At 63.7% G+C, this 22,302-nt stretch carries 21 protein-coding genes; 8 read left to right on the forward strand and 13 right to left on the reverse strand.

Going from position 1 to position 22,302, the window contains the following annotated elements; genetic code table 11:
- Nucleotides 1–42: 42 nt before the first annotated feature.
- From PJE01S_RS09055 to PJE01S_RS09115, 13 genes are all read right to left on the reverse strand, one after another.
- A complete protein-coding gene (locus PJE01S_RS09055) occupies nucleotides 43–924 on the reverse strand; it encodes a formate dehydrogenase accessory sulfurtransferase FdhD (protein ID WP_068833000.1) in 882 nt (293 codons plus the stop codon).
- A 91-nt stretch (nucleotides 925–1,015) separates the two neighbouring features.
- Complete coding sequence (locus PJE01S_RS09060; RefSeq protein ID WP_068833002.1) at nucleotides 1,016–1,417, reverse strand: hypothetical protein; 402 nt, start codon at nucleotides 1,415–1,417, stop codon at nucleotides 1,016–1,018.
- A gap of 12 nt (nucleotides 1,418–1,429) precedes the next feature.
- Nucleotides 1,430–2,629: a formate dehydrogenase subunit gamma gene (locus PJE01S_RS09065; RefSeq protein WP_068833004.1), complete on the reverse strand. Its 1,200-nt coding sequence runs from the start codon at nucleotides 2,627–2,629 to the stop codon at nucleotides 1,430–1,432.
- 15 nt (nucleotides 2,630–2,644) lie between these two features.
- Nucleotides 2,645–2,884 (reverse strand): hypothetical protein, encoded by a 240-nt coding sequence (locus PJE01S_RS09070; protein ID WP_157090280.1) that lies wholly within the window; start codon nucleotides 2,882–2,884, stop codon nucleotides 2,645–2,647.
- Complete coding sequence (fdh3B, locus tag PJE01S_RS09075; protein ID WP_068833008.1) at nucleotides 2,881–3,501, reverse strand: formate dehydrogenase FDH3 subunit beta; 621 nt, start codon at nucleotides 3,499–3,501, stop codon at nucleotides 2,881–2,883. The genes PJE01S_RS09070 and fdh3B overlap by 4 nt, the downstream gene beginning before the upstream one ends.
- Nucleotides 3,502–3,511: 10 nt before the next feature.
- A complete protein-coding gene (locus tag PJE01S_RS09080; RefSeq protein ID WP_068833009.1) occupies nucleotides 3,512–6,487 on the reverse strand; it encodes a formate dehydrogenase subunit alpha in 2,976 nt (991 codons plus the stop codon).
- A gap of 33 nt (nucleotides 6,488–6,520) precedes the next feature.
- On the reverse strand, nucleotides 6,521–6,727 hold the full coding sequence (locus PJE01S_RS09085; RefSeq protein ID WP_068833410.1) for a formate dehydrogenase: 207 nt from the start codon (nucleotides 6,725–6,727) through the stop codon (nucleotides 6,521–6,523).
- Nucleotides 6,728–6,925: 198 nt separating this feature from the next.
- Nucleotides 6,926–7,543 carry a TorD/DmsD family molecular chaperone gene (locus PJE01S_RS09090; protein WP_068833011.1) on the reverse strand — a complete coding sequence of 206 codons (618 nt, stop codon included), beginning with the start codon at nucleotides 7,541–7,543 and terminating at the stop codon, nucleotides 6,926–6,928.
- On the reverse strand, nucleotides 7,540–9,687 hold the full coding sequence (locus PJE01S_RS09095) for a 4Fe-4S binding protein (RefSeq protein ID WP_174548534.1): 2,148 nt from the start codon (nucleotides 9,685–9,687) through the stop codon (nucleotides 7,540–7,542). Before PJE01S_RS09095 ends, PJE01S_RS09090 begins: the two co-directional genes overlap by 4 nt.
- Nucleotides 9,614–10,300: a DUF3306 domain-containing protein gene (locus PJE01S_RS09100; RefSeq protein ID WP_068833015.1), complete on the reverse strand. Its 687-nt coding sequence runs from the start codon at nucleotides 10,298–10,300 to the stop codon at nucleotides 9,614–9,616. Before PJE01S_RS09100 ends, PJE01S_RS09095 begins: the two co-directional genes overlap by 74 nt.
- Entirely contained in the window at nucleotides 10,293–10,880 is a 588-nt protein-coding gene (locus tag PJE01S_RS09105; RefSeq protein WP_084389454.1) for a DUF3305 domain-containing protein, read from the reverse strand. Before PJE01S_RS09105 ends, PJE01S_RS09100 begins: the two co-directional genes overlap by 8 nt.
- A 72-nt stretch (nucleotides 10,881–10,952) precedes the next feature.
- Nucleotides 10,953–12,101, reverse strand: a complete 1,149-nt coding sequence (locus PJE01S_RS09110) for an acyl-CoA dehydrogenase family protein (RefSeq protein ID WP_068833017.1) — start codon at nucleotides 12,099–12,101, stop codon at nucleotides 10,953–10,955.
- A complete protein-coding gene (locus PJE01S_RS09115) occupies nucleotides 12,098–13,384 on the reverse strand; it encodes a CaiB/BaiF CoA transferase family protein (RefSeq protein ID WP_084389441.1) in 1,287 nt (428 codons plus the stop codon). The genes PJE01S_RS09110 and PJE01S_RS09115 overlap by 4 nt, the downstream gene beginning before the upstream one ends.
- 92 nt (nucleotides 13,385–13,476) lie before the next feature.
- Here PJE01S_RS09115 and PJE01S_RS09120 point away from each other — a divergent pair, with 92 nt between their 5' ends.
- From PJE01S_RS09120 to PJE01S_RS09155, 8 genes are all read left to right on the forward strand, one after another.
- Nucleotides 13,477–14,418: a LysR substrate-binding domain-containing protein gene (locus PJE01S_RS09120; RefSeq protein ID WP_068833019.1), complete on the forward strand. Its 942-nt coding sequence runs from the start codon at nucleotides 13,477–13,479 to the stop codon at nucleotides 14,416–14,418.
- Nucleotides 14,419–14,656: 238 nt separating this feature from the next.
- A complete protein-coding gene (locus PJE01S_RS09125; protein ID WP_068833020.1) occupies nucleotides 14,657–15,622 on the forward strand; it encodes an ABC transporter substrate-binding protein in 966 nt (321 codons plus the stop codon).
- Nucleotides 15,623–15,633: 11 nt separating this feature from the next.
- Nucleotides 15,634–16,470, forward strand: a complete 837-nt coding sequence (locus tag PJE01S_RS09130) for an ABC transporter permease (RefSeq protein WP_068833022.1) — start codon at nucleotides 15,634–15,636, stop codon at nucleotides 16,468–16,470.
- Nucleotides 16,470–17,249: an ABC transporter ATP-binding protein gene (locus PJE01S_RS09135; RefSeq protein WP_068833024.1), complete on the forward strand. Its 780-nt coding sequence runs from the start codon at nucleotides 16,470–16,472 to the stop codon at nucleotides 17,247–17,249. The genes PJE01S_RS09130 and PJE01S_RS09135 overlap by 1 nt, the downstream gene beginning before the upstream one ends.
- Nucleotides 17,250–17,277: 28 nt before the next feature.
- Complete coding sequence (gene hutC / locus PJE01S_RS09140) at nucleotides 17,278–18,075, forward strand: histidine utilization transcriptional repressor HutC (RefSeq protein WP_068833026.1); 798 nt, start codon at nucleotides 17,278–17,280, stop codon at nucleotides 18,073–18,075.
- Nucleotides 18,076–18,135: 60 nt separating this feature from the next.
- Nucleotides 18,136–19,680 carry a histidine ammonia-lyase gene (gene hutH / locus PJE01S_RS09145; protein WP_068833028.1) on the forward strand — a complete coding sequence of 515 codons (1,545 nt, stop codon included), beginning with the start codon at nucleotides 18,136–18,138 and terminating at the stop codon, nucleotides 19,678–19,680.
- Nucleotides 19,681–19,731: 51 nt separating this feature from the next.
- On the forward strand, nucleotides 19,732–21,450 hold the full coding sequence (gene hutU, locus PJE01S_RS09150; protein ID WP_068833030.1) for a urocanate hydratase: 1,719 nt from the start codon (nucleotides 19,732–19,734) through the stop codon (nucleotides 21,448–21,450).
- A gap of 85 nt (nucleotides 21,451–21,535) precedes the next feature.
- Nucleotides 21,536–22,282 (forward strand): IclR family transcriptional regulator, encoded by a 747-nt coding sequence (locus tag PJE01S_RS09155; protein ID WP_174548535.1) that lies wholly within the window; start codon nucleotides 21,536–21,538, stop codon nucleotides 22,280–22,282.
- Nucleotides 22,283–22,302 lie beyond the last annotated feature (20 nt).

Below are 22,302 nucleotides of genomic sequence, written 5' to 3' on the forward strand. Positions count from 1 at the left end.
AGCCGGAGTCGGCGTGGGGGCGGGGTTGCCGGCCGGGCGGCGTCAGCCCTGAAGCGGGGCAACAGCCTCTGGCCGGCTGACAAGGCCGGGCTCAAGCCGCAGACGCCCGGCATGGGTGTAGCAGACAAAGCGTTTGTTGGTGGCGCGGCCAATCGCGCACAGGCCCACCGACTGCGCCACCTGGTGACCCATCTGGGTGATGCCGCTTCGCGACACCACAATCGGCACATTCATCTGCGCGGACTTGATGACCATTTCGCTGGTCAGGCGGCCGGTGGTGTAAAAAACCTTGTTCGCTTCGCTCTCCACTTTTTTGTCCTGCATCCACATCCAGCCGGCGATGGTGTCGATCGCGTTATGGCGCCCTACGTCTTCGACAAACAAAAGCAAGTCAGGATCACCCGTTGTCATGGCAAAGAGTGCGCAGGCATGCACGGACCCGGCGGACTTGTAGGTGGTTTCCTTGAGGCGAATGGTGTTGACCAGGCTGTAGAGCTGGCTTTGGGTGATGCTGGCGTCGGGCGGCAGTTCGATCCGGTCCACCTCATCCATCAGCCCGCCAAAGATGCTGCCCTGTCCGCAGCCGGTGGTCACCACGCGGCGCGCGGTTTTCTCTTCAATGTCTGCAATGCCGTGGCGGGTCTTGACGGCCGCGGCGCCCACCTCCCAATCGACCGTGACGGATTCGATGTCCCGCACCGACTCGACCAGCCGCTGGTTGCGCAGATAACCCAGCACCAGCAGCTCGGGATGGGCGCCCAGGGTCATCAGCGTGACCAGCTCGCGCTTGTCCACATACACCGTGAGCGCGCGTTCGGCGGGAATGGACACCTGGTGCCGCTCACCGTATTCGTTGACGGCATCAATCTCGCAGGTCAACGGGGCATGGGCCTGCGTCAGGAAGGGTAAGGAAGGCAACAGCATTCTCCAAGCCTATCGCAAAAAAAGACCGACACCCTGCGGCGCGGTCTTTAGGCTTTTAACTTGGTTTTTAACTTGTAGTGAGCGGGGTGTCTCAGGATTTCTTGGCCGGATTGACCACCGCATCCGGCTGCTTGGCGCCGGGCGGGCTGACAGCAGTGGCCGCCGGTGCAGGCGCGCCCGCAGCCTCGGCAGGTTTGGCGGCTTCGGGCGGCGTGTAGACAAAGGCGCCGGGGTCTGCACAGGCCGGCGTTGCGGCTGCCGGTTTGGTCTCCTTACCGGCCGCCTTCGCTGATTGGTAGTAACTGGCCGCCGCCTTGTCCTGCGCTTTGCACAGCTGATAGGCCTCCACTTTGCCGCTCCAGGCGGTTTTGGCGGTCGCTTCCGCGGCCTTGGCCTTGGCTTCGTCGCTGAGTGCGGGAAGTTTGGCAAGCACCGCTACCGACGCGCCGGCCAGCAGTGTGGCAAACAGGCTGGAAACAAGAAGTTTGTTCATGCGACGCTCGCTTCAGGCTTGTACGGTCTGGCTGGGAGGCTGATCGGGTGGTGCGCTCTGGCTGCGTTGGGCGGGCAGCTTGCCGGCCTTCACATCGTCATACCAGTACGCGTGGTGCTCTTTGGCCCAGGTCTCGTCGACATAGCCTTCTCTCATGGCCTTGTAGGCGCCCTGCATGCCTATGGTGCCCAGGTAGATGTGACCCAGGAACATGCACATCATCAGCACCGCGGCCACGGCGTGCACCATGTGGGCCATCTGCATGGTGGCGCGTTCGTACACCAGGCCGGGCACCAGCTTGTCGAGCACCAAGCCGGATGACACCACCACCACGCCGAGCAAGAACACGCCGCCCCAGAAGATCAGCTTTTCACCGGCGTTGAAACGGTTGGACGGTGGCTCGGCCCCCGAGATCAGGCCGCCGCCCTTGAGCAGCCAGTTCAGGTCGCCCTTTTGCGGCCAGTTGTCGCGCAAAAAGGTAAAAAACACGATCAGCAGCGACACGGCAAACAGCGGGCCGGCGAAGTTGTGCATGTTTTTGAGCAGATAGGTCAGCCAGCCAAACAGCGTGCCGCCAATGATGGGGAGCAACAAGAATTTGCCAAAGGCCATCACCAGGCCGGAGATGGCCAGAATCGAGAAGGCAATCGCGTTGGACCAGTGCGCCGCCCGTTCAAACGGCGTAAAGCGCTCGATCTTGCGGCCGGTGTCAGCGCCATGCGTCTTGATGCTGCCCTTGCTGAAGTAAAAAATCGCAATCGCCAGCAGCACGATCAGGAACAGCGAACCACCATAGGGGATGATCCAGTGGTTGCGCACCTGCCGCCACGCTTCACCGGCGTTGGTCAGGCGCGAGCCGGGGTATTGCACAAAGGGCTGGATCAGGTTGCCGGCTTCCGGCGCCTGGTTTTTCGGCAGGCTGCTGTAGCCCGTCACGCCCTGACCCACCTGGTGCCACATGGGCGCATTGTTGCCCGGCTGGACCTTGGCGCGTTCGCCATTGGTCTGTTTGGCATAGTGGGGATCGGCGCTCGCGTCGGGCTTGACCTCAAAAATATTCTGGCCCTGGATGCCGCCCACCGCGGCCGGCGCCACCGGTTCTGGCGTGACAACGCCCGAGGCTTGTGGCGACTGAGCCGCAGGCGGCTGCGCCCCAACCAGCCCCGACAAGCCAATCGCTATTAAAAATATAGCTAATTGCGCATGTTTCATAAGGCCTCCGGCCACTTATTTTGAAATATTCGTCTTGGAGTATTCGTTCTGGGTGTTCTGCGCGCGGGCCTTGAGCCCCTGCTCCCAGCTGGTCTTGTCTCCCGGCTTCCAGCCCGGTGCCACAAACTGGTTTTGCGCGCCCTGGTAGGGCGCGACGTCGCTTTTCACGCCGCCCAGGGTCTGCGGCTTTTCACCGCAGGCCGGCAAGCCGGCCAGCGCCGCCAAAACCGGCATGAGCATCACAAAGCGCGTCATGATTTGCCTCCCGCAGGCGGCTGGCCTGCCTGTTTGGAGCCATAGGCCGTGCCCCAGCCCCAGACTTCGGCGCCCTTGCCGCGCTGCACCACGCGGTTGCGGAAGATGTCCGCGACCACATCGCCATCACCGGCCAGCAAGGCCTTGGTGGAGCACATCTCGGCGCAGGCCGGCAACTTGCCTTCGGAGAGACGGTTGCGGCCATATTTTTCGAATTCAGCCTGGCTGCCATTGACTTCCGGGCCACCGGCGCAAAAAGTGCATTTGTCCATCTTGCCGCGCACCCCAAACGTGCCTTGTGACGGAAACTGCGGTGCGCCAAAGGGGCAGGCGTAAGAGCAGTAGCCGCAGCCTATGCAGACGTCCTTGTCGTGCAGGACCACGCCCTCGTCGGTGCGGTAAAAGCAGTTGACCGGGCAGACGGCCATGCAGGGCGCATCGCTGCAGTGCATGCAGGCCACCGAGATGGATTTCTCGCCAGGAACACCGTCGTTGAGCGTCACGACGCGGCGGCGGTTGACGCCCCACGGCACTTCGTTTTCGTTTTTGCAGGCGGTGACGCAACCGTTGCATTCGATGCAGCGCTCCGCATCACAAACAAATTTCATGCGTGCCATATCAATCTCCTCAAGCTCTTTCGATGTTGCAGACCGTCGTCTTGGTTTCCTGCATCATCGTCACGCTGTCATAGCCATAGGTCGTGGAGGTGTTGATGGCCTCGCCGCGCACCACGGGATGCGCGCCGGCCGGGTAGTAGGCCAGCATGTCGGCCCCCTGCCAGCGTCCCGAGAAGTGGAAGGGCATGAACACCGTATCAGGACCCACACGTTCGGTCACATGGGCCTGCACATTCAGACGTGCGCCGGTCGGCGTGCTGACCCAGGCGCGTTCGCCATTGCGGATGCCCTTTTCGGCCGCCACCTTGGGATTGATCTCGATGAACATCTCCTGCTGCAGCTCGGCCAGCCAGGGGTTGGAGCGGGTTTCTTCGCCGCCGCCCTCGTACTCGACGAGCCGGCCGGAGGTCATGACCAGCGGGAATTTTTCATGCACCTTGTCGGCGATGTTTTTCTGCTGGATGGTTTTGTACAGCGTCGGCATGCGCCAGAAGGCCTTCTTGTCGTCATGCGTCGGGTACTTGGCCTGCAGGTCGGCACGGTTGCCATACAAGGGCTCCCGGTGCTGGGGAATGGCGTCGGGGAAATTCCACACCACCGCGCGCGCCTTGGCATTGCCAAAAGGATGGCAGCCATGGTTTTTCATGACGATGCGGATGATGCCGCCCGACGAGTCGGTCTTCCAGTTCTTACCTTCGGCGGCGGTTTTTTCGGCGTCGGTCAGTTCGTCCCACCAGCCCAGCTTTTTCAGCAGCAAGTGATCGAACTCGGGGTAGCCCGTGGTGATGTCGGCGCCCTTGGAGTACGAACCGTCTTCGGCCAGCAGGTTCTTTCCCTCGCGCTCCACGCCAAAGTTGGCGCGGAAATTGCCGCCACCTTCCATGACATGTTTGGAGGTGTCATAGAGATTGGGCGAGCCAGGGTGCTTGAGTTCCGGTGTGCCATAACAGGGCCATGGCAGGCCGAAGTAGTCGCCGGTCGTGTCGTAACCGGTTTCCTTGTCCTTGCCGCCTCTGGACTTGAGGGTCTTGACGTCAAACAGGTGCATGTTGCGCATGTGCGCCTTGAGGCGCTCGGGGCTCTGGCCGGTATAGCCTATGGTCCAGCAGGTCTTGTTGATCTCGCGCAGGATGTCTTCGGGCATGGGCTCGTCCATGCCTTTGACCTTTTGCATCTTGAAGTTCCTGGAGAGCTCCTTGGCAAAGCCCAGTTTTTCCGCAAACTGGTGCATGATCATGTGGTCGCTGCGGCTTTCCCACAAAGGCTCAATCACTTTTTCGCGCCACTGCAGCGAGCGGTTGGAAGCCGTCACGGAACCGCTGGTTTCAAACTGCGTGGCGGCCGGCAGCAGGTAAACCGCGCGGTTGGGGTTGAGGTCTTCGGCCTTGCCGGGCATGGCCGCCATGGCGGCGGTGGCCGAAGGATAGGGGTCAACCACCACGAGCAAGTCCAGCTTGTCCATGGCCCGCTTCATTTCGAGGCCGCGCGTTTGCGAATTGGGCGCATGCCCCCAGTAAAACACGGCGCGCAGGTTGGAGTCCTGATCGATGAGTTCGTTTTTTTCCAGCACGCCGTCGATCCAGCGCGAAACCGTGATGCCGGGCTTGCCCATCATGGCCGGCGAGGCATAACGCCCCTTGATCCAGTCAAAGTCGACACCCCAGATCTTGGCGAAGTGCTTCCACGATCCTTCGGCCAGGCCGTAGTACCCGGGCAGCGAATCGGGGTTGGGCCCGACGTCGGTCGCGCCCTGCACATTGTCATGGCCGCGGAAGATGTTGGCGCCGCCGCCGGAAACACCCACATTGCCCAAGGCCAGCTGCACGATGCACGATGCGCGCACTATGGCATTGCCGATGGTGTGCTGGGTCTGGCCCATGCACCACACAAGGGTCGATGGCCGGTTCTTGGCCATCATCTCGGCGGCCATGTAGACACGGGCCTCCGGCACGCCGCAGGCTTCCTCCACCTTGTCGGGTGTCCACTTGGCCATGACCTCTTCCTTGACCTTGTCCATGCCATAGACACGGTCATTGATGTACCTGGTGTCTTCCCAGCCGTTCTTGAAGATGTGATGCAGCATGCCGAACAGAAAGGCAATGTCCGAGCCGGAACGGATGCGGATGTACTCGTCGGCCTTGGCCGCCGTGCGCGTGAAGCGGGGGTCGACCACGATCATCTTGCAGCCGGTTTCCTTGGCATGCAGCATGTGCAGCATGCTGACCGGGTGGGCCTCGGCGGCGTTCGAGCCGATGTACAAGGCGCACTTGCTGTTCTGCATGTCGTTGTACGAGTTGGTCATGGCGCCGTAGCCCCAGGTGTTGGCGACACCGGCCACCGTGGTGGAGTGACAGATGCGGGCCTGGTGGTCGCAGTTATTGCTGCCCCAGAAACTCACGAACTTGCGCAGCAGGTAGGACTGCTCGTTGTTGTGCTTGGAGGAACCGATGAAATACACCGAGTCGGGGCCGCTGGCCTTGCGCAGCTCCAGCATGCGCGCCGTGATTTCGTTGAGTGCCGTGTCCCAGCTGATGCGCTCGTATTTGCCGCCCACCAGCTTCATGGGGTAGCGCAGGCGGTATTCGCCGTGGCCGTGCTCGCGCAGCGCAGCGCCCTTGGCGCAATGGGCACCCAGATTGATGGGCGAATCAAATACCGGCTCCTGACGGACCCAGACGCCGTTTTCAACCACGGCGTCAACCGCGCAGCCGACCGAGCAGTGCGAGCAGACGGTGCGCTTGACCTCGATTTTTCCACTGCCGTCGGCCGCAGCCGGCGTTGCAGCCCTGGCTTTTTTAACCAGCGTCAGCTGGCTGGCCGCCAGGCCGACGCCAAGCCCCAGGCCGGAGCGGCGCAGGAATGCGCGCCTGTCCATGGTGGGCAGGGCGTTGGACAGGCCGCGCGAAAGACTTTGCACAAAGCGTGCGGCATTGGCGCCGCGCGCTGTATCGCCAGGGATACCGGGAGATTTTCTCGTGAGCAGCATGACGCTCTCCGTAAGAAGGGGAACGGGAATGAGTTAGAGGCGCGTGCTTTTGTAGTAGCGCTTGACGTGTTCCGTCAGGCTGTAGCCACCGCCTTTTTCCGGGGCCGGCTTGGGCTCCTGATGCACGGCTTCTGGTGCTTGAACGCCTGGCAAGTTCACAATGGCTACTGCGGCGGCACCCGTAGCGGCGGCGCCGAAAAAGAAACCCCGGCGCGAGGGTTTTGGCTGGCTGTCCTGCATCTTGATCTCCAAGGAGGCTGGCTGCTATGTAAGTATTTGCATACTGTACGCCGGTGAACCACGCACCACAATGGACAGTGCGCCCCAAACCTGGCGACTAGGGGTAAACGATAGGCCAGCTCTTTGACAAGGCGATTTTGACGCGGCCTGCGTCTCGATTTGAGACCGCCAGACGCCCAGGCGCAAAACCGGGCGGCTTCACGCCAGCATGTCGAACCCTTGCGCTTCGACGCTGATGAATGCTTGCGTGAAAGCAGCTAGCGCGCGGTAGAAGCGGGCCTTGGGGCTTTGCATGACGGCCTCGCACATCATCGGCACCCATGGCTGGACGTGCCGCGCAAAAAAATCGCGCTGCCGGGTCAGGTTGGCCACCTCCACGTCATCGCCGGCAATCAGGTAACGCATGACTTCGCACAGGTAGGCGACATGGTCTTCGGTTTCCGGCATGGCCTCATCCCGTGCCAGCCCCAGCGCAGCGAGATCGTCGCGCAAGGCGGCCAGCGGCTTTTCGTTGAGGAATCCGCTGAGGTAGTGCGAGCCAAAGAGGTACACCTCCGGCTTGCCCACGCCGCCGAACAGCGCGTCGTACTCCTGACCGACGTCCGCCAGGCTTTGCGCTCGCGCGGCAGCCACCAGTTCGCTCCATGGGCCCTCCAGCAAGGCGCCGGCGGCCGGTGCCTCGGTGACGGCTGCACGCAGGTTCTCGTGCAGTTCGGCCGATGGCGCTGCGTAGTAAAGGGCCGCCAGCAAACCGTAGACCTCGGCGCGCGCGGTTTCTTCGTCCAGGGTGGAGGCGACGAGTTGGGCTGGTGTCATGTGGAGCGGATGTCGGTGATCTTGAGTTCGTTGTCGGCGGAGTAGATGTCAATGACCCGGCAGTCACTGCACATCTTGAGGCGATCCGCCGCCGCGCCTTGAAACATGGCGTGCCCCGCCAGCTTGCCCAGCATGGATTCAATCGCCTTGAGGGTGCCAAAGGGTTTGCCGCAGCGTATGCACTGGTAGGGCTGGGTCTCGTTCAGCACCCGCGCCTCCTTGCGCTGGGGCGTGAGCAACAGGCGCGGCTGCAGGGTGATGGCGTCTTCGGGGCAGGTGGTGGCACACAGGCCGCACTGCACGCAATTTTTCTCGATGAATTTGAGCTGGGGACGCTCGGGGTTGTCCTGCAGGGCGCTGGCCGGGCAGGCGCTGACGCAACTCAGGCACAGGGTGCAGCTGTCGGTGTTGACGAGAAGGCTTCCAAACGGCGAACCCTTGGCCGGCAGTTCAATGGCCTCGGGCAAAGCCGCAGGCGCCTGGGCGATCAGATGGTCCAGCGCCATCTCCAGCGTGCTGCGCTTTTCCTGTGCCACTGCAAAGCGGGCTGGCGTGGCGGGTACCGTGGGCCGGGCCCGGCCAAGGGCTTGCAGGCTGGCATCAAGGCTGGCGACCATCCCGGCACCACTTTCCGCAGGCGTTCGCAACAGATGGAAGTGAACACCGGCATAACCCAGACCATTCAGAATGGCTTGGGCGACCCGCATCTGCTCCGCCAGCCCCTCCAGATAAGCCGGCGCTTCCTCGTCCGTGACCAGCACGGCCACCTGGGCAGCGCCGAATGCAATGGCGCTCAGCCAAAGGTCCAGACCCAGGCTGGCGGTATGCCACAGGGCTTGCGGAATGACGTTGGCAGGCACACCCCGCACGGTTTTCTGCAACTGGGCTGCGCGGCCCAGCGCTTCCACCGCCTGCTGGCCGCTGCCCTGGCTGTGCAAGAGCAAGACGGGATGCGTGCCGCCGGCTTTGGCATAGGTCGATAGCAGTGTCTTGAAGCGCACGCCCTGCTCGCTGGCACGGGGGTAGGCGTATGTGAGGGCGCCCGTCGGGCAGACCGTGGTGCAGGCGCCGCAGCCTATGCACAGATGGGGGCTGACCACGATCTGCTGGCGGTCTTTTTCGCTGCGGATGGCGCCCGCCGAGCAGATGTCCACGCAGGCATTGCAACCGACGGTTTCGTTGCGGCTGTGCGCGCAGATCTTTTGCTTGTAGGCAAAGAATCTGGGTTTTTCAAATTCACCAACCATGTCGCGCAACTTGACCACGGTGGCCAGCAGGCCCTTTGATGCCAGGCCGGCCGCGGCATTCACAGCGAAGTAGCCTTGCGGCGGCGCATGCAGCGTGACCAGGGGCTTGACGCCCAGGTCCAGCACCAGGTCAAACGCCTGCGTGACCGTTTGCACCTCGCGGTTGAAGTCAATGGCGCCGGCCGCCTTGCAAACGGCCACGCAGTCTCGATGGGACGTGCACTTTTCGCTATCAATCTGGTAGCTAAGATCGATGGCGCCTTCGGGGCAAACTGCAACACAGGCATTGCAGCGGGTGCACAGGTCAAGATCAATGGGGTTGTTCTTTTCCCACTTCGCTTCGAAGGCGCCCAGCCAGCCCTTGAGGCTGAGGCCGCCGCCGCTGATCACCGGGTACTTGCGCTCCTGCCCGGGAAAGCCCGGCTGCGCCTGGGAGGAAACGCCCTGCGCAAAAATCGTCACGGCCAGCGTGTCGGCGAGCAGCTCGGCCACCTGCTCGGCCTGGTCCAGCGGACCGACGATGAGCAGGCGGCCGGTGCTTGTATAGGTCACGGTTGCAACGGGTTCCGGGTCCGGCAAATGGGCCACGGCCAGCAAGGCGGCCATTTTGGGGCTGGCGCTGGCAGCATCCTTGCTCCAGCCGCCGGTCTCGCGGATGTTGACGAACCGGACAACGGAGGTCGCCCCTTCCGTTTGTTGCCCGACTTCGGCAAACAGGCGTTTTTCCTGGGTGCAGGCCACCACCACGTCATCGCCGGATTGAACGGCCTTCTGGAAGGCGCCGGCTTCACGCCGGCACAGCGTCGAATGCAGCGTCAGATTTTCATTGAGTGCCGTGCCCAGCGTCTTGGGCTGGAGCGGCATGGTCTGGTTGCAGTCGCAAATGAGTGTGGGCATCGTCTGGTTGGCTGGCACCGTCGTCAGGCAATGGCGCGGGCTGGCTGGAATGTTCGGAGCTATCTTGGTCCGAACAGATCATGTCCGGATTTTCAGAGGACTGTGCCACGATTTCGCCGTTGGGGTTATTCGCATTTTCCCGCGGCAAAGAAGCCGGGTCTTGCCGCTTTTCGGCCTCTCCCTGGTCGCCCCCGTCGTCAAACAACTTGAGAAACTTCGCACCCACCATCTGCCGCAGCATGGACTCGGGAATGGGCTCGGAGATGGAATAGTCATCGATATAGGTGTCCAGCCCGTCCATGACATTGAAGCGCGGATCGGCAAACAGTTTTTTCAACGCGGCGTTGCGCACTTCAGGCCCCACATCGCGGGCCATGAAAGGCTTGAAGTCAGAGTCCTTGCCGAGCAGCTTCACATCGTCGAGTGACAGCGCTTTTGCAGGCGGCTCGTCTGCCTCAACGGCCGGCGACGGGGGCTTTATGGCCGGCGCGCCGTCGGCCGCCACCGGCCCGGGCATCGCGACCGCCTCGGCCTCCTCCGGCGGCTTGCCCCGCAGCGCCTCCGTCTTGCGGCGCGCCCAGCGCCCCAGAAATCCCTTTGCGTCTTCAGCCATTGCCCGCTCCGCCGAATTTCTTTTCAGTACTCACCCGCGCCGGATTGCCAAAGCGATCCGTCAGGGATTTGAAGCTCTGGGGGCGCTGGCGTTGCTTGGCTTGCAGCACATGGTGTGCATCCACGAAATGCTGCAGCCATTGCACCACGTCCGGAGGCGCGGGCACCTGCTCCACCGTTTCCTGGGCGTCGAGCCAGCGTCCGGCATCGTGGTAACTCAGCGTGACGATTTGCGGCACGGCCACCGGCTCATCCGCCAGAGCGGCCTCTTCTTCCATGCGCCAGACCACCCAGAAGCAGGGCTGCGGCGTGGTGACATTGAGGTAATAGCCTTCGGCATCATCGGTGAACAGCTCCACCTTGAAGCCGGGGTGCAGCCAGCGCTCCTCATGCTCGTCCCTGAGCAGCAGGCGCGGTTGTTCACCAAAGCCGTCCTCATGCGGCACCACATCGGCCAGCACCCAGCGCCAGGGCTGCCAGGGGTTGGCTATGCGCTCGCGGCGCATGACCACCGCCACTTTGACACAGGGGCGGTGAAGCGCCCCATCCGTCTCCGGAGACTGCGTCAGAAAATCAGACATGCCCGCAGTGTAAGGCGGGCCGCTCCCCCACATTCAGCATGGGTTTGGCGCATGGCCTGTCCGCACCCGTCCTCAGCCGAGCACGCCCCGTGCAATGATGCTGCGCTGGATTTCCGAGGACCCTTCGTAGATGCGCAGGATGCGCGCATCGCGGGCGTAACGCTCCAGCGGCATTTCACGCGTGTAGCCGTAACCGCCATGAATCTGCAAGGCCGCGTCAGTGACAAACCCGACCATCTCCGATGCATGAAGCTTGGCCATCGCCGACTGCTGAGTAAACGGCCTGCCGGCCGTGCGCAAGGCCGTGGCCTGCAGGGTCAAACCCCAGGCGGCTTCCAGTCGCAGTTTCATGTCGGCCACCATCCACTGGATGCCCTGGCGCATGGCCAATGCCTCGCCGTCAATCTTGCGGTCTTTGGCCCACTGTGCCGCAGCCGCCAAGGCGGCCTCGGCAATCCCCAAAGCGGTGGCGGCCACGTCCAGACGGCTGTTGTCCAGCACTTTCATCGCGGTCTTGAAGCCCGAGCCCTCCTCGCCCAGGCGGCACGCCACCGGCACCCGAACGTTGTCAAAAGACACCTCGAAAGCATGGGCGCCGCGAATTCCCATGAGTTTTTCATGGCTGGAAACCTGGATGCCCGGCGTGCCCATGTCCACGATGAAGGCACTGACACCGCGTGCGCCGGCAGCCAAATCGGTTTTGGCAAAGACCACCAGAAAACGGGCTTCAGCCGCGTTCGAGATGAAGTGTTTGACGCCGTCGATGCGGTAGTGGTCGCCTTCACGCACGGCGCGTGTGCGCAGGTCGGCCGGGTGCGAGCCGCCGCGCGGCTCGGTCAACGCAAAGCCTGCCAGCCATTCGCCGCTGGCGGCGCGCGGCAGCCAGGCTTGGTGCTGGGCCGCATCGCCGCCTATCAGCACGGCATCGGCGCCCAGGAAGTGCGCGCCTATCATCGACGAGGTGGCGGCACAGGCCTTTGATATCTCGACCAGCGCCAGCAGCATGGCCGTGGGCGTGACACCCGGACCACCCAGTTGTTCGGGCAGGTTCAGGCCCATCACACCCAGCGCGGCAAGCTGCGGCACATGGCAGGTCACCGACAGCTCCTGCTCGTCGATGGCCTGGGCGCGTGGTGCCAGTTCGGCCTGCGAAAAGGCGGCGACGGCATCGGCCAGGGCCTGATCTTCATCGGTCACACCGAGGCGTAGGGAGGGATTCATGCGGATTCCTTGGTCGTAAAGCTTGAAGGGGTTGAAGGGGTTGGGAGGGATGAAACCGGCGGCGCGTCGTTCGCAGGCTGTCCAAACACGCCCAGCGCCTGCAGTTCGGCCAGTCGCTCCATGCCGCAGCCGAGCAGGGATGTCAGGACTTGCTGGCTGTGTTCACCCAGGGCCGGTGCCCGCGTGGCCCGGCCAGGCGCCGCACCGCCAAAACGCACCGGCTGGGTCGGCAGGCGCAGACCGGGCAGGCGTTCATCATCCACCGGCTGCAGCAGTCCACGCGCTAGCGCCTGGGGTGAATTCAATGCCTGGCCGATGTCCCAGATAGGTGCCACGGGTACCCCCGCCGCATCGATCCGCGCCACCACGTCGGCGACCTTATGCGGCCCCGCCCAGGCCTCGATGACGGCACGCAGTTCTGGCTCGCGCGCCGAGCGCTGTTCGTCGGTCGCCAGGCGCTCGTCCAGCCCCAGTTCGGGCCGTCCCATGGCCTGCGCCAGGGCCGCAAACAACTTCCGGTTGAGCACTGCCAGCGCAAAATGCCCGTCCTGCGCCTTGTACACCCCAAACGGTGCCGAGAGGGGATGGCGGTTGCCGACCCGGCGAGCCGGTCGGCCGGTAAACAGGTAACGCGACACCGAGGTGGCCAAAAAACTCAGCGTGGTGTCAAACATGGCCACGTCCACATGCTGCCCCTGGCCGGTGCGCTGGGTCTGGTGCACCGCTGCCAAGGTGGCCCATGACGCGAACAGTCCCGCCACCACATCGGAGACGGCCTCGCCCACCAGGGTCGGCGCGCCGTCAGGCTCACCAGTGGCCTCCATCAGGCCGCTCATGGCCTGCACGATCACGTCGTAGGCGGGACGGCTGGCATAGGGACCGGTCTGGCCGAAACCAGACACGCTCACATAGACCAATCTGGGATTGATGCCGCACAGGGCGGCATGGCCAATGCCCAGCTTCCCGGCCACGCCGGGGCGGAAATTCTCGATCACCACGTCCACCTGCGCGGCCAGATCGCGCACCAGCGCGACCGATTCGGGCCGCTTGAGATCAAGCACCAGACTCTTCTTGTTGCGGTTCATCACGCTGAACAGGGCGCTCTGACCATTTTTCATGGGGCCGATGGCCCGGTAGTCGTCGCCTTGCGGCGGCTCGACCTTGATGACCTCCGCGCCCAGGTCGGCCAGCAGCGCAGTGGCCAGCGGACCGGCCAGAACCCGGGTGAAGTCGAGGATGCGCAAACCGTCGAGTGGACGGATGCCGGGAGGGGTTTCAGACATAAAGGCTTTCTTGGGAGGTCGGTAATGCCCCATTGTTGGCCGCCTGTTGAATCAATGAAAATACAGAATATCGATTCATTGGATTCTTAAAAGTGATTCATTTCAGCCTTCGCCAACTCGAATATTTCACGGCCGCTGCCCGCCACGGCGGGGCTGCACGCGCGGCCGAGGCGATGAATGTCTCGCAACCCTCGATCTCCAAGGCGATCGCCGAACTGGAGTCGCTCTGGGGGGAACGCCTGTTTGTGCGCCTGCATGCGCGCGGGCTGGAACTCACCGCCGCGGGTCAGGCCAGGCTGCGGCAGGCCCGCACGCTATTGCAACAGGCCGACTCGCTGGCGGCACCACGCACTGTGGCGCTGCAAGGACGACTGCGCATCGGCTGCCTCAGCACGCTGGGGCCGCGTTACCTGCCTGAAGTGTTGGCACGCCTGCAGAGTGAACATCCCGGCATTGAAGTGCAGCTCGAAGAGGGCGACACCGAAACGTTGACGCGGCAACTCGAACGCGGCGCGCTCGACGTGGCGCTTCTCTATGACCTGGGCTTGGCGCGTGGCGTGCGGCTGGAACCCGTCACGGACCTGCGCCCCTACGCCCTGCTGCCTTGGGGTCATACCCTGGCCGCGCGCAGCAGCCTGCGCCTGGCCGATCTCGCCCGCGAGCCGCTGATACTCATCAACCTGCCGCACAGCCGCACCTACTTTCTGTCGCTGTTCCGCGCTGCCGGCGTCACACCGCACATAGCCCATGAGAGTCCATCGGTGGAAATGGTGCGCGCCATGGTAGCCAATGGCCTCGGCGTATCCATCCTCACAACCCGACCGGCGCGCGATATCAGCGTCGACGGCAAACGCATCGCCTGCCGGGCGTTGCAAGGCGCCTTGCTGACGCAGTCGGTGGTGCTGGCCTACCCCGCCGAGGCAGACCAGCAGCCAGCGCTGACCGAAGTCTTCGCCCGGACGGTTCGCGTCAGCCTGGAAGCGACAGCGACGGCCCGAAGCGCCGCACGAAAAACTGGCCCGAAGCTTGCATAAACGGCCGGCACCGGCACCCCATACCTGTATAGACAGAAAAAGCTCCAGATCCATACTCCGACGCACCAAGGCGTGCGCCCCACGGCCCAGTTTGGTGCTTCATATCGTGAAAAGGAGTATTCAGGGTTAACCTGTATATACATGTACAAGGGTAAAGGTCAAAAATAGGCCAATGCGCAGACCCACTGGGCATTGATCACCGCGATAACCATTTTTTCCGAACACACTGGAGTATGTAATGGGTAAGACAGTCAAGAAAATCACCTCACTGCTGGCGCTGGGCGCCTGCGTGGCCGGCCTGGCCTCGGCGGCGAATGCGCAGGAAACCAAGCTGGTCCTGGGCATGTCCGGCTGGACGGGTTTTGCGCCCCTCTCACTGGCCGACAAGGCCGGGATCTTCAAGAAAAACGGCCTGGACGTGGAAATCAAGTTCATTCCCCAGAAGGACCGGCACCTGGCACTGGCTGCCGGCGCCATCCAGTGCGCCGCCACCACCGTGGAAACCCATGTGGCCTGGAATGCCAATGGCGTGCCCATCGTGCAGATCTTCCAGATGGACAAGTCTTATGGCGCCGACGGCGTCGCCGTGCGCGGCAACATCAAGAGTTTTGCAGACCTCAAGGGCAAGACCATCGGCGTGGATGCGCCCGGCACTTCGCCCTATTTCGGCCTGGCCTGGATGCTCAACAAGAATGGCATGACGCTCAAGGATGTCAAAACCACCACCCTGTCACCCCAGGCGGCGGCGCAGGCATTTGTCGCAGGCCAGAATGACGCGGCCATGACCTATGAGCCCTATATCTCCACCGTGCGCGACAACCCGGCCTCCGGCAAGATCCTCGCCACCACGCTCGACTACCCCTGGGTGCTCGACACCGTGGGCTGCGCCCCGCAATGGCTCAAGGCCAATCCCAAGGCCGCCAAGGCACTGGCCGACTCCTATTTCGCCGCGCTCGACATGATCAAGGCCGAGCCCGTGAAGTCCAATGAAATCATGGGCTCAGCCGTCAAGCAGACGGGTGAACAGTTTGCCAAGTCGGCGGCTTATCTGCGCTGGCAGGACAAGGCCGCCAACCAGAAGTTCTTTGCCGGCGAAATCACCGCCTTCATGAAGGAATCCGAAAAGATCCTGCTGGAGTCTGGCGTGATCCGCAAGGCGCCTGACAACCTCGCCGTCACCTTCGACGACAGCTTCATCAAGTAAACCTTCGCATCATGGATACCGTACAAGTACCGCCTCATCTCGCCGAAGCACCCCAGCAAACGCGCAGCCGCCGGTTCGCGCCGCTGGAGCCCGTCGCCGCCAATACACGGTGGTTGCTGGGTCTGGGTTTCTTCGTGCTGTTCGCGCTGGTCTGGGCGATCTTCACGCTCGGTGGCCTCGTCTCGCCCACCTTCCTGGCCAGTCCACTGACCATGGCCAAAGAGGGCTGGCTGCTGTTCACCGAATACAACTTCATCCACGACATTGGCATGACGGTGTGGCGCGTCCTGGGCGGTTTCATCCTGGCCAGTGTGATTGCCGTGCCGCTGGGCATTGCGATGGGGGCCTACAAAGGGGTTGAAGCCTTCTTCGAACCCTTTGTCTCGTTCTGCCGCTATCTGCCCGCCTCGGCCTTCATTCCGTTGCTGATCCTCTGGGCCGGCATTGGCGAAATGCAGAAGATCCTGGTCATCTTCATCGGCTCGTTCTTTCAGGTCGTGCTGATGGTGGCCGTCACCGTGGGCAGCGCCCGACGCGACCTCGTGGAAGCCGCCTACACCCTGGGCGCCAGCGACCGCGGCATCATCCGGCGTGTTCTGATTCCCGGGGCCGCACCCGGTATTGCCGAAACCCTCAGACTGGTGCTGGGCTGGGCCTGGACCTATGTGATCGTGGCCGAGCTGATCGGCTCGTCCAGCGGCATCGGCCACATGATCACCGACAGCCAGGCCTTGCTCAACACCGGCCAGATCATCTTCGGCATTATCATCATCGGCCTGATCGGCCTCGTTTCCGACTTTGCGTTCAAGGCGATCAACCGACGCCTGTTTGCCTGGAGTTCCATCTGATGAGCCAGCTATCAATTCAAGGCGTATCTCGCGTTTTCGAAACCGCCAAGGGCCAGCGCACACAGGCGCTGTTGCCGGTGGACTTCAACGTCAATGACAACGATTTCGTCACCATCCTCGGCCCCTCGGGCTGCGGTAAATCCACACTGCTGCGCATCGTTGCCGGCCTCGAACGACCCAGCACCGGCCGGGCGCTGCTCGACGGCCGTCCGGTGGACGGCCCGGGCGCCGACCGCGGCATGGTGTTCCAGAGCTACACGCTGTTTCCCTGGCTGACCATTGCGCAGAACATCCGCTTCGGCCTGCGCGAACGCGGTATGGCGGAGGCCGAGCAAAAGGAACGCAGCGACTACTTCATGGCCAAGGTCGGCCTGCGGGGCTTCGAAAATCACTACCCCAAACAGCTCTCCGGCGGCATGCAGCAGCGTACCGCGATCGCGCGCGCACTGGCCAACGATCCAAAGATACTGCTGCTCGACGAGCCCTTTGGTGCGCTGGACAACCAGACCCGGGTGCTGATGCAGGAGTTGCTGCTGGGCATCTGGGAATCGGCGCGCAAAACCGTGCTGTTCGTGACGCACGACATCGACGAAGCCATCTTCATGGCCAACCGCGTTGCCGTGTTCAGCGCACGCCCGGGCCGCATCAAGTCCGACATCGCGGTGAACCTGCCGCACCCGCGGCACTATACGATCAAGACCTCGCCCGAGTTCATGGAACTCAAGGCCAGGCTGACCGAGGAAATCCGGAACGAAGCCATGGCTGCGGCAGAGCACTGACGCCCCATCACCACCCAAGACTGCCTCTATGACTTCCCGCCTGCACCTTCTGCCACCTGCCAGCCGCGCCCAGCCCCAAACCGCGGAGGCCGCGCCACAAGCGCAAAATGTGGCGCTGTACCAGCAGATCAAGGACTTCATCGCCGGCAAGATCCAGGACGGCACCTGGAAAGCCGGTGACCGGCTGCCTTCCGAGAACGATCTGGTCGTTCAGTTCGGCATGTCGCGCATGACGGTGAACCGGGCCCTGCGCGAGCTGGTGGAACAAGGCCGCATCAAGCGTTTGGCGGGCGTTGGCAGCTTCGTCGCGGATGAGAAGCCGCAGGCCAACCTGCTGCAGATCGCCAGCCTGGCCGAAGACATTCGCCGCCGTGGCCACGACTACCAATGCAAGGTGGTCACCGTGGAGCGTGTGTCGGCCTCTCTCGAGGTTGCCTCGGCCTTGGGCCTGGGCACCGGGGAATCGGTATTTCATTCGGTGTGCGTGCATCTCGAGGATGGCGTGCCCATGCAGCTCGAAGACCGCTACGTCAACCCGCGCGTCGTGCCCACGTTCGTCCAACAGGACTTCTCGCAGGAACAACCTTCCGACTTCCTGGTGCGTACCGTGCTGTTCGACCAGATGGAACATGTGGTTGACGCCGTACTCCCCACACGTGCGCAGGCCGAGCTGCTGCAGATGGACGCCACCCAACCCTGCCTGCTGCTGACGCGGCGCACCTGGACGCGGGACACCCCGATCACCATCGTGCGTTGCCTGCATCCTGGCATGCGCTACCGGCTCGGTAGCCGGTTCCGTACCGACGGCAACGCTGTAACAGGTTGACCGCAAGGGTCAAACTCTTTTATCATCGCTCCCACCAACTTGTATATACAGGACTAGACAATGACGACATCCACCCACATCCTGCATCCCGGCCAGGTCAGCCTGGCCCTGTTGCGCACCATCCATGCCGGCCATGTGCAACTGGCCCTGGCGCCCGAGGCCCGCGACGGCCTGCTGGTCTCTCAGGCCGCCGTCCAGCGCATCGTGGACGAAGACCAGGTGGTCTACGGCATCAACACCGGCTTCGGCAAGCTGGCCAGCACCAAGATCGCGCCGGACCGGCTGGCCGAGCTGCAGCGCAACCTGGTGCTCTCGCACAGCGTGGGCACGGGCGAGCCGCTGCCGGCCGCCGTGGTGCGGCTGGTGCTGGCGACCAAGGCCGTGAGTCTGGCGCGCGGTCACTCCGGCGTGCGACCCGAGTTGGTGGATGCGCTGCTGGCACTGGCCAATGCAGGGGTGATGCCGCGCATCCCGGCCAAAGGCTCGGTCGGCGCCTCGGGCGACCTGGCGCCGCTGGCACACCTGGCCTGCGTGCTGATCGGCGAAGGCGAAGCCACCACCGCCGAAGGCAAAGTCATCTCCGGCGCCGAAGCCATGCGGCGCATCGGCTTGGCCCCATTCGTGCTCGGCCCCAAGGAGGGCCTGGCGCTGCTCAACGGCACCCAGGTGTCGACCGCGCTGGCGCTGGCCGGCCTGTTCGGCGCCGAGAACGTCTTCGCCGCCGGGCTGGTGTCGGGCGCGCTGTCGCTCGAAGCCATTCAGGGCTCGATCAAACCGTTTGATGCACGCGTGCATGCCGCGCGCGGCCAGCCCGGCCAGATCGCCGTGGCCGCAGCGGTGCGCACGCTGCTCGACGGCAGCGAGATCATTCCCTCGCACCCCGACTGCGGCCGCGTGCAGGACCCCTACTCCATTCGCTGCGTGCCTCAGGTCATGGGCGCCTGCCTGGACAACCTGCAGCATGCGGCACGCGTGCTGCAAATCGAGGCCAATGCCGCCTCCGACAACCCGCTGGTCTTTGACAACGGCGACGTGATCTCTGGCGGCAACTTCCACGCCGAGCCCGTGGCCTTCGCGGCCGACATCATCGCGCTGGCGGTGGCCGAGATCGGCGCGATTGCCGAACGCCGCCTGGCGCTGCTGCTGGATACCGGTCTGTCGGGCCTGCCACCCTTCCTGGTGCGCGACGGCGGCGTGAACTCCGGCTTCATGATTGCCCAGGTCACGGCCGCGGCGCTGGCCTCGGAAAACAAGTCGCTCGCCCACCCGGCCAGCGTGGACAGCCTGCCAACCTCTGCCAACCAGGAAGACCATGTGTCCATGGCCACCTTCGCGGCACGCCGCCTGGGCGACATGGTGAACAACACCGCGGTCGTGGTCGGCATCGAGGCCATGGGCGCGGCGCAAGGCATGGAACTCAAGCGTGGCCTGAAGTCCTCCCCGCTGATCGAAGCCGAATTTTCCCGCATCCGCGAAAAGGTGGCCTTCCTCGACCAGGACCGCTTCCTCGCCACCGACGTCGAAGCCATGCGCCAATGGGCCTTGCACAGCCACTGGCCTGCAGCATTGCTGGACATCCTGCCCAGCCGCGCCGCTCTCGCCTGACCCATCACCCTCTTCAAGATACCAAGACACCTTCATTCCCAGGAGATCACCATGAACGCCAAGGATTCCTTCATCACCGCCGCAGCCGACCCACGCACGGACGCGAGCCGCGTGATCCGTGCCCCGCGCGGCAGCCAGCTCAGCTGCAAGAACTGGCTCACCGAAGCCGCCTACCGCATGATCCAGAACAACCTGGACCCCGAAGTGGCCGAGAACCCGCAAAGCCTGGTGGTGTATGGCGGCATCGGCCGCGCCGCGCGCGATTGGGCCTGCTTCGACCAGATCCTGGCCTCGCTGAAAGACCTGAACGAGGACGAGTCGCTGCTGGTGCAATCCGGCAAGCCGGTCGGCGTTTTCAAGACCCACGCCAACGCGCCGCGTGTGCTGATTGCCAACTCCAACCTGGTGCCCAAGTGGGCCAACTGGGAGCACTTCAACGAACTCGACCGCAAGGGCCTGTTCATGTACGGCCAGATGACCGCCGGCAGCTGGATCTACATCGGCGCGCAGGGCATCGTGCAGGGCACCTTCGAAACCTTCGTGGAGGCCGGTCGCCAGCACTACAACAATGACCTCTCCGGCAAATGGATTCTGACGGCAGGCCTGGGCGGCATGGGTGGCGCGCAGCCCCTGGCCGGCGTGCTGGCCGGCGCCTGCGTGCTGGCCATCGAATGCCAGCAAAGCAGCATCGACTTCCGCCTGCGCACCCGCTACGTGGACAAGCAGGCCAAAGACATCGACGATGCCATCGCGCTGATCAAACATCACACCGCGCGCAAGGAGGCCGTCTCCATCGCCCTGCTGGGCAACGCCGCCGACATCCTGCCCGAACTCGTCAAGCGCGCCAAGGCCGGCGGCATCAAGCCCGACCTGGTGACCGACCAGACCTCGGCCCACGACCTGATCAACGGCTACCTGCCCAGCGGCTGGAGCGTGGCCCAATGGAAGGCCGCGCAGCGCGACCCGGCGCAGCATGCCCAGCTCACTGCGGCAGCGGCCAAAGGCTGCGCCGTGCACGTGCAGGCCATGCTGGACTTCCAGGCCATGGGCATACCGACCGTGGACTATGGCAACAACATCCGCCAGGTGGCGTTCGACCAGGGCGTGAAAAACGCCTTCGACTTCCCCGGCTTCGTGCCGGCCTACATCCGGCCGCTGTTCTGCGAAGGCAAGGGCCCGTTCCGCTGGGTCGCGCTCTCGGGCGACCCGGAAGACATCTACAAGACCGACGCCAAGATCAAGGAGCTGTTCCCCGACAACAAGCACACGCACCGCTGGCTCGACATGGCGCGCGAGCGCATCGCCTTCCAGGGCCTGCCCGCGCGCATCTGCTGGCTGGGCCTGGGCGAGCGCCACCGCGCTGGCCTGGCCTTTAACGAGATGGTGAAGAACGGCGAGCTCAAGGCGCCTATCGTGATCGGCCGCGACCACCTCGACACCGGCTCGGTGGCCAGCCCCAACCGCGAAACCGAAGCCATGAAGGACGGCACCGACGCCGTCTCCGACTGGCCGCTGCTCAATGCCCTGCTCAACACCGCCGGCGGCGCCACCTGGGTCAGCCTGCACCACGGCGGCGGCGTGGGCATGGGCTACTCGCAGCACGCGGGCATGGTCATCGTCGCCGACGGCACGGACGCGGCGGCCGAGCGCCTGGCACGCGTGCTGGTCAACGACAGCGGCTCGGGCGTGATGCGCCATGCCGATGCGGGCTACGAGATTGCGATTGCAACGGCGAAGAAGCAGGGCCTGAAGCTGCCCATGATTCGATAAGGAAAGGGGATAAAAAGGGAACATCATTCCCAGAACATGGGAATGAAGGGTTTTATTGCTGTCCGGATTCTTTGATACTGCCTCCATGCTGAAGAGTGCCTCCACCCCTGTTCCCACGGCAGACCGCGTGCTGCAGGTGCTGGCCGTGCTCGCACAGCACGGCCAGGCGCTCTCGGCCACAGAACTCATGGAACGCACCGGGCTGGCCCGCAGTACCCTGTACCGGCAGTTGGCCCGGCTGAAAAACTGGGGCTTTGTGCTGGAAAGCGATGGCCACTACGCCCCCGGTCCTCTGAGCCTGCAACTGGCGCTGGGCTTCGATCTGGCCTCGCACCTGGTGCGCCAGGCCCGCCCGGACATGGTGGCGCTGGCCCAGCAGTCCCATGAAAGCGTGGGCCTGATCGTGGCGGTCAACGACCAGGCCATTTGCCTGGACATGGTCGAAAGCCAGCAATCGCTGCGCTGCTCCTTTGAAAAAGGACGCAGCGTGCCCTTGCGCGCAGGGGCCTCGGCGAAATGCGTGCTGGCCCATTTGCCCAAGGCCGCGCGCGCGGCCGTGCTGGATGCGCACCATGGCCCCGCCAGTGCCGAACGCCAGGCCGCGCTGGATGAGCTGGACGCCATCTGCCTGGCCGGCTTTGCCACCAGCGCGGGCGAAGTTGATCCGGGCGTCTGGGGCGCCAGCGTGCCCCTGTTCGGCGCCTCGCGGCAGGCCGTGGGTGCCATCACGCTCATGGCGCCGATATTGCGTGCCCAAGGCCAGGAGCAGGACTTGATCCGCATGGCCGTCGTGACGGCCGCACGCATCTCTCGCCACCTGACCCTTCACTGATTTCCCTTACCCCTCAACCT

Origin of the sequence: Polaromonas jejuensis NBRC 106434 (assembly GCF_001598235.1) — a bacterium.
Classification (GTDB): domain Bacteria; phylum Pseudomonadota; class Gammaproteobacteria; order Burkholderiales; family Burkholderiaceae_C; genus Polaromonas; species Polaromonas jejuensis.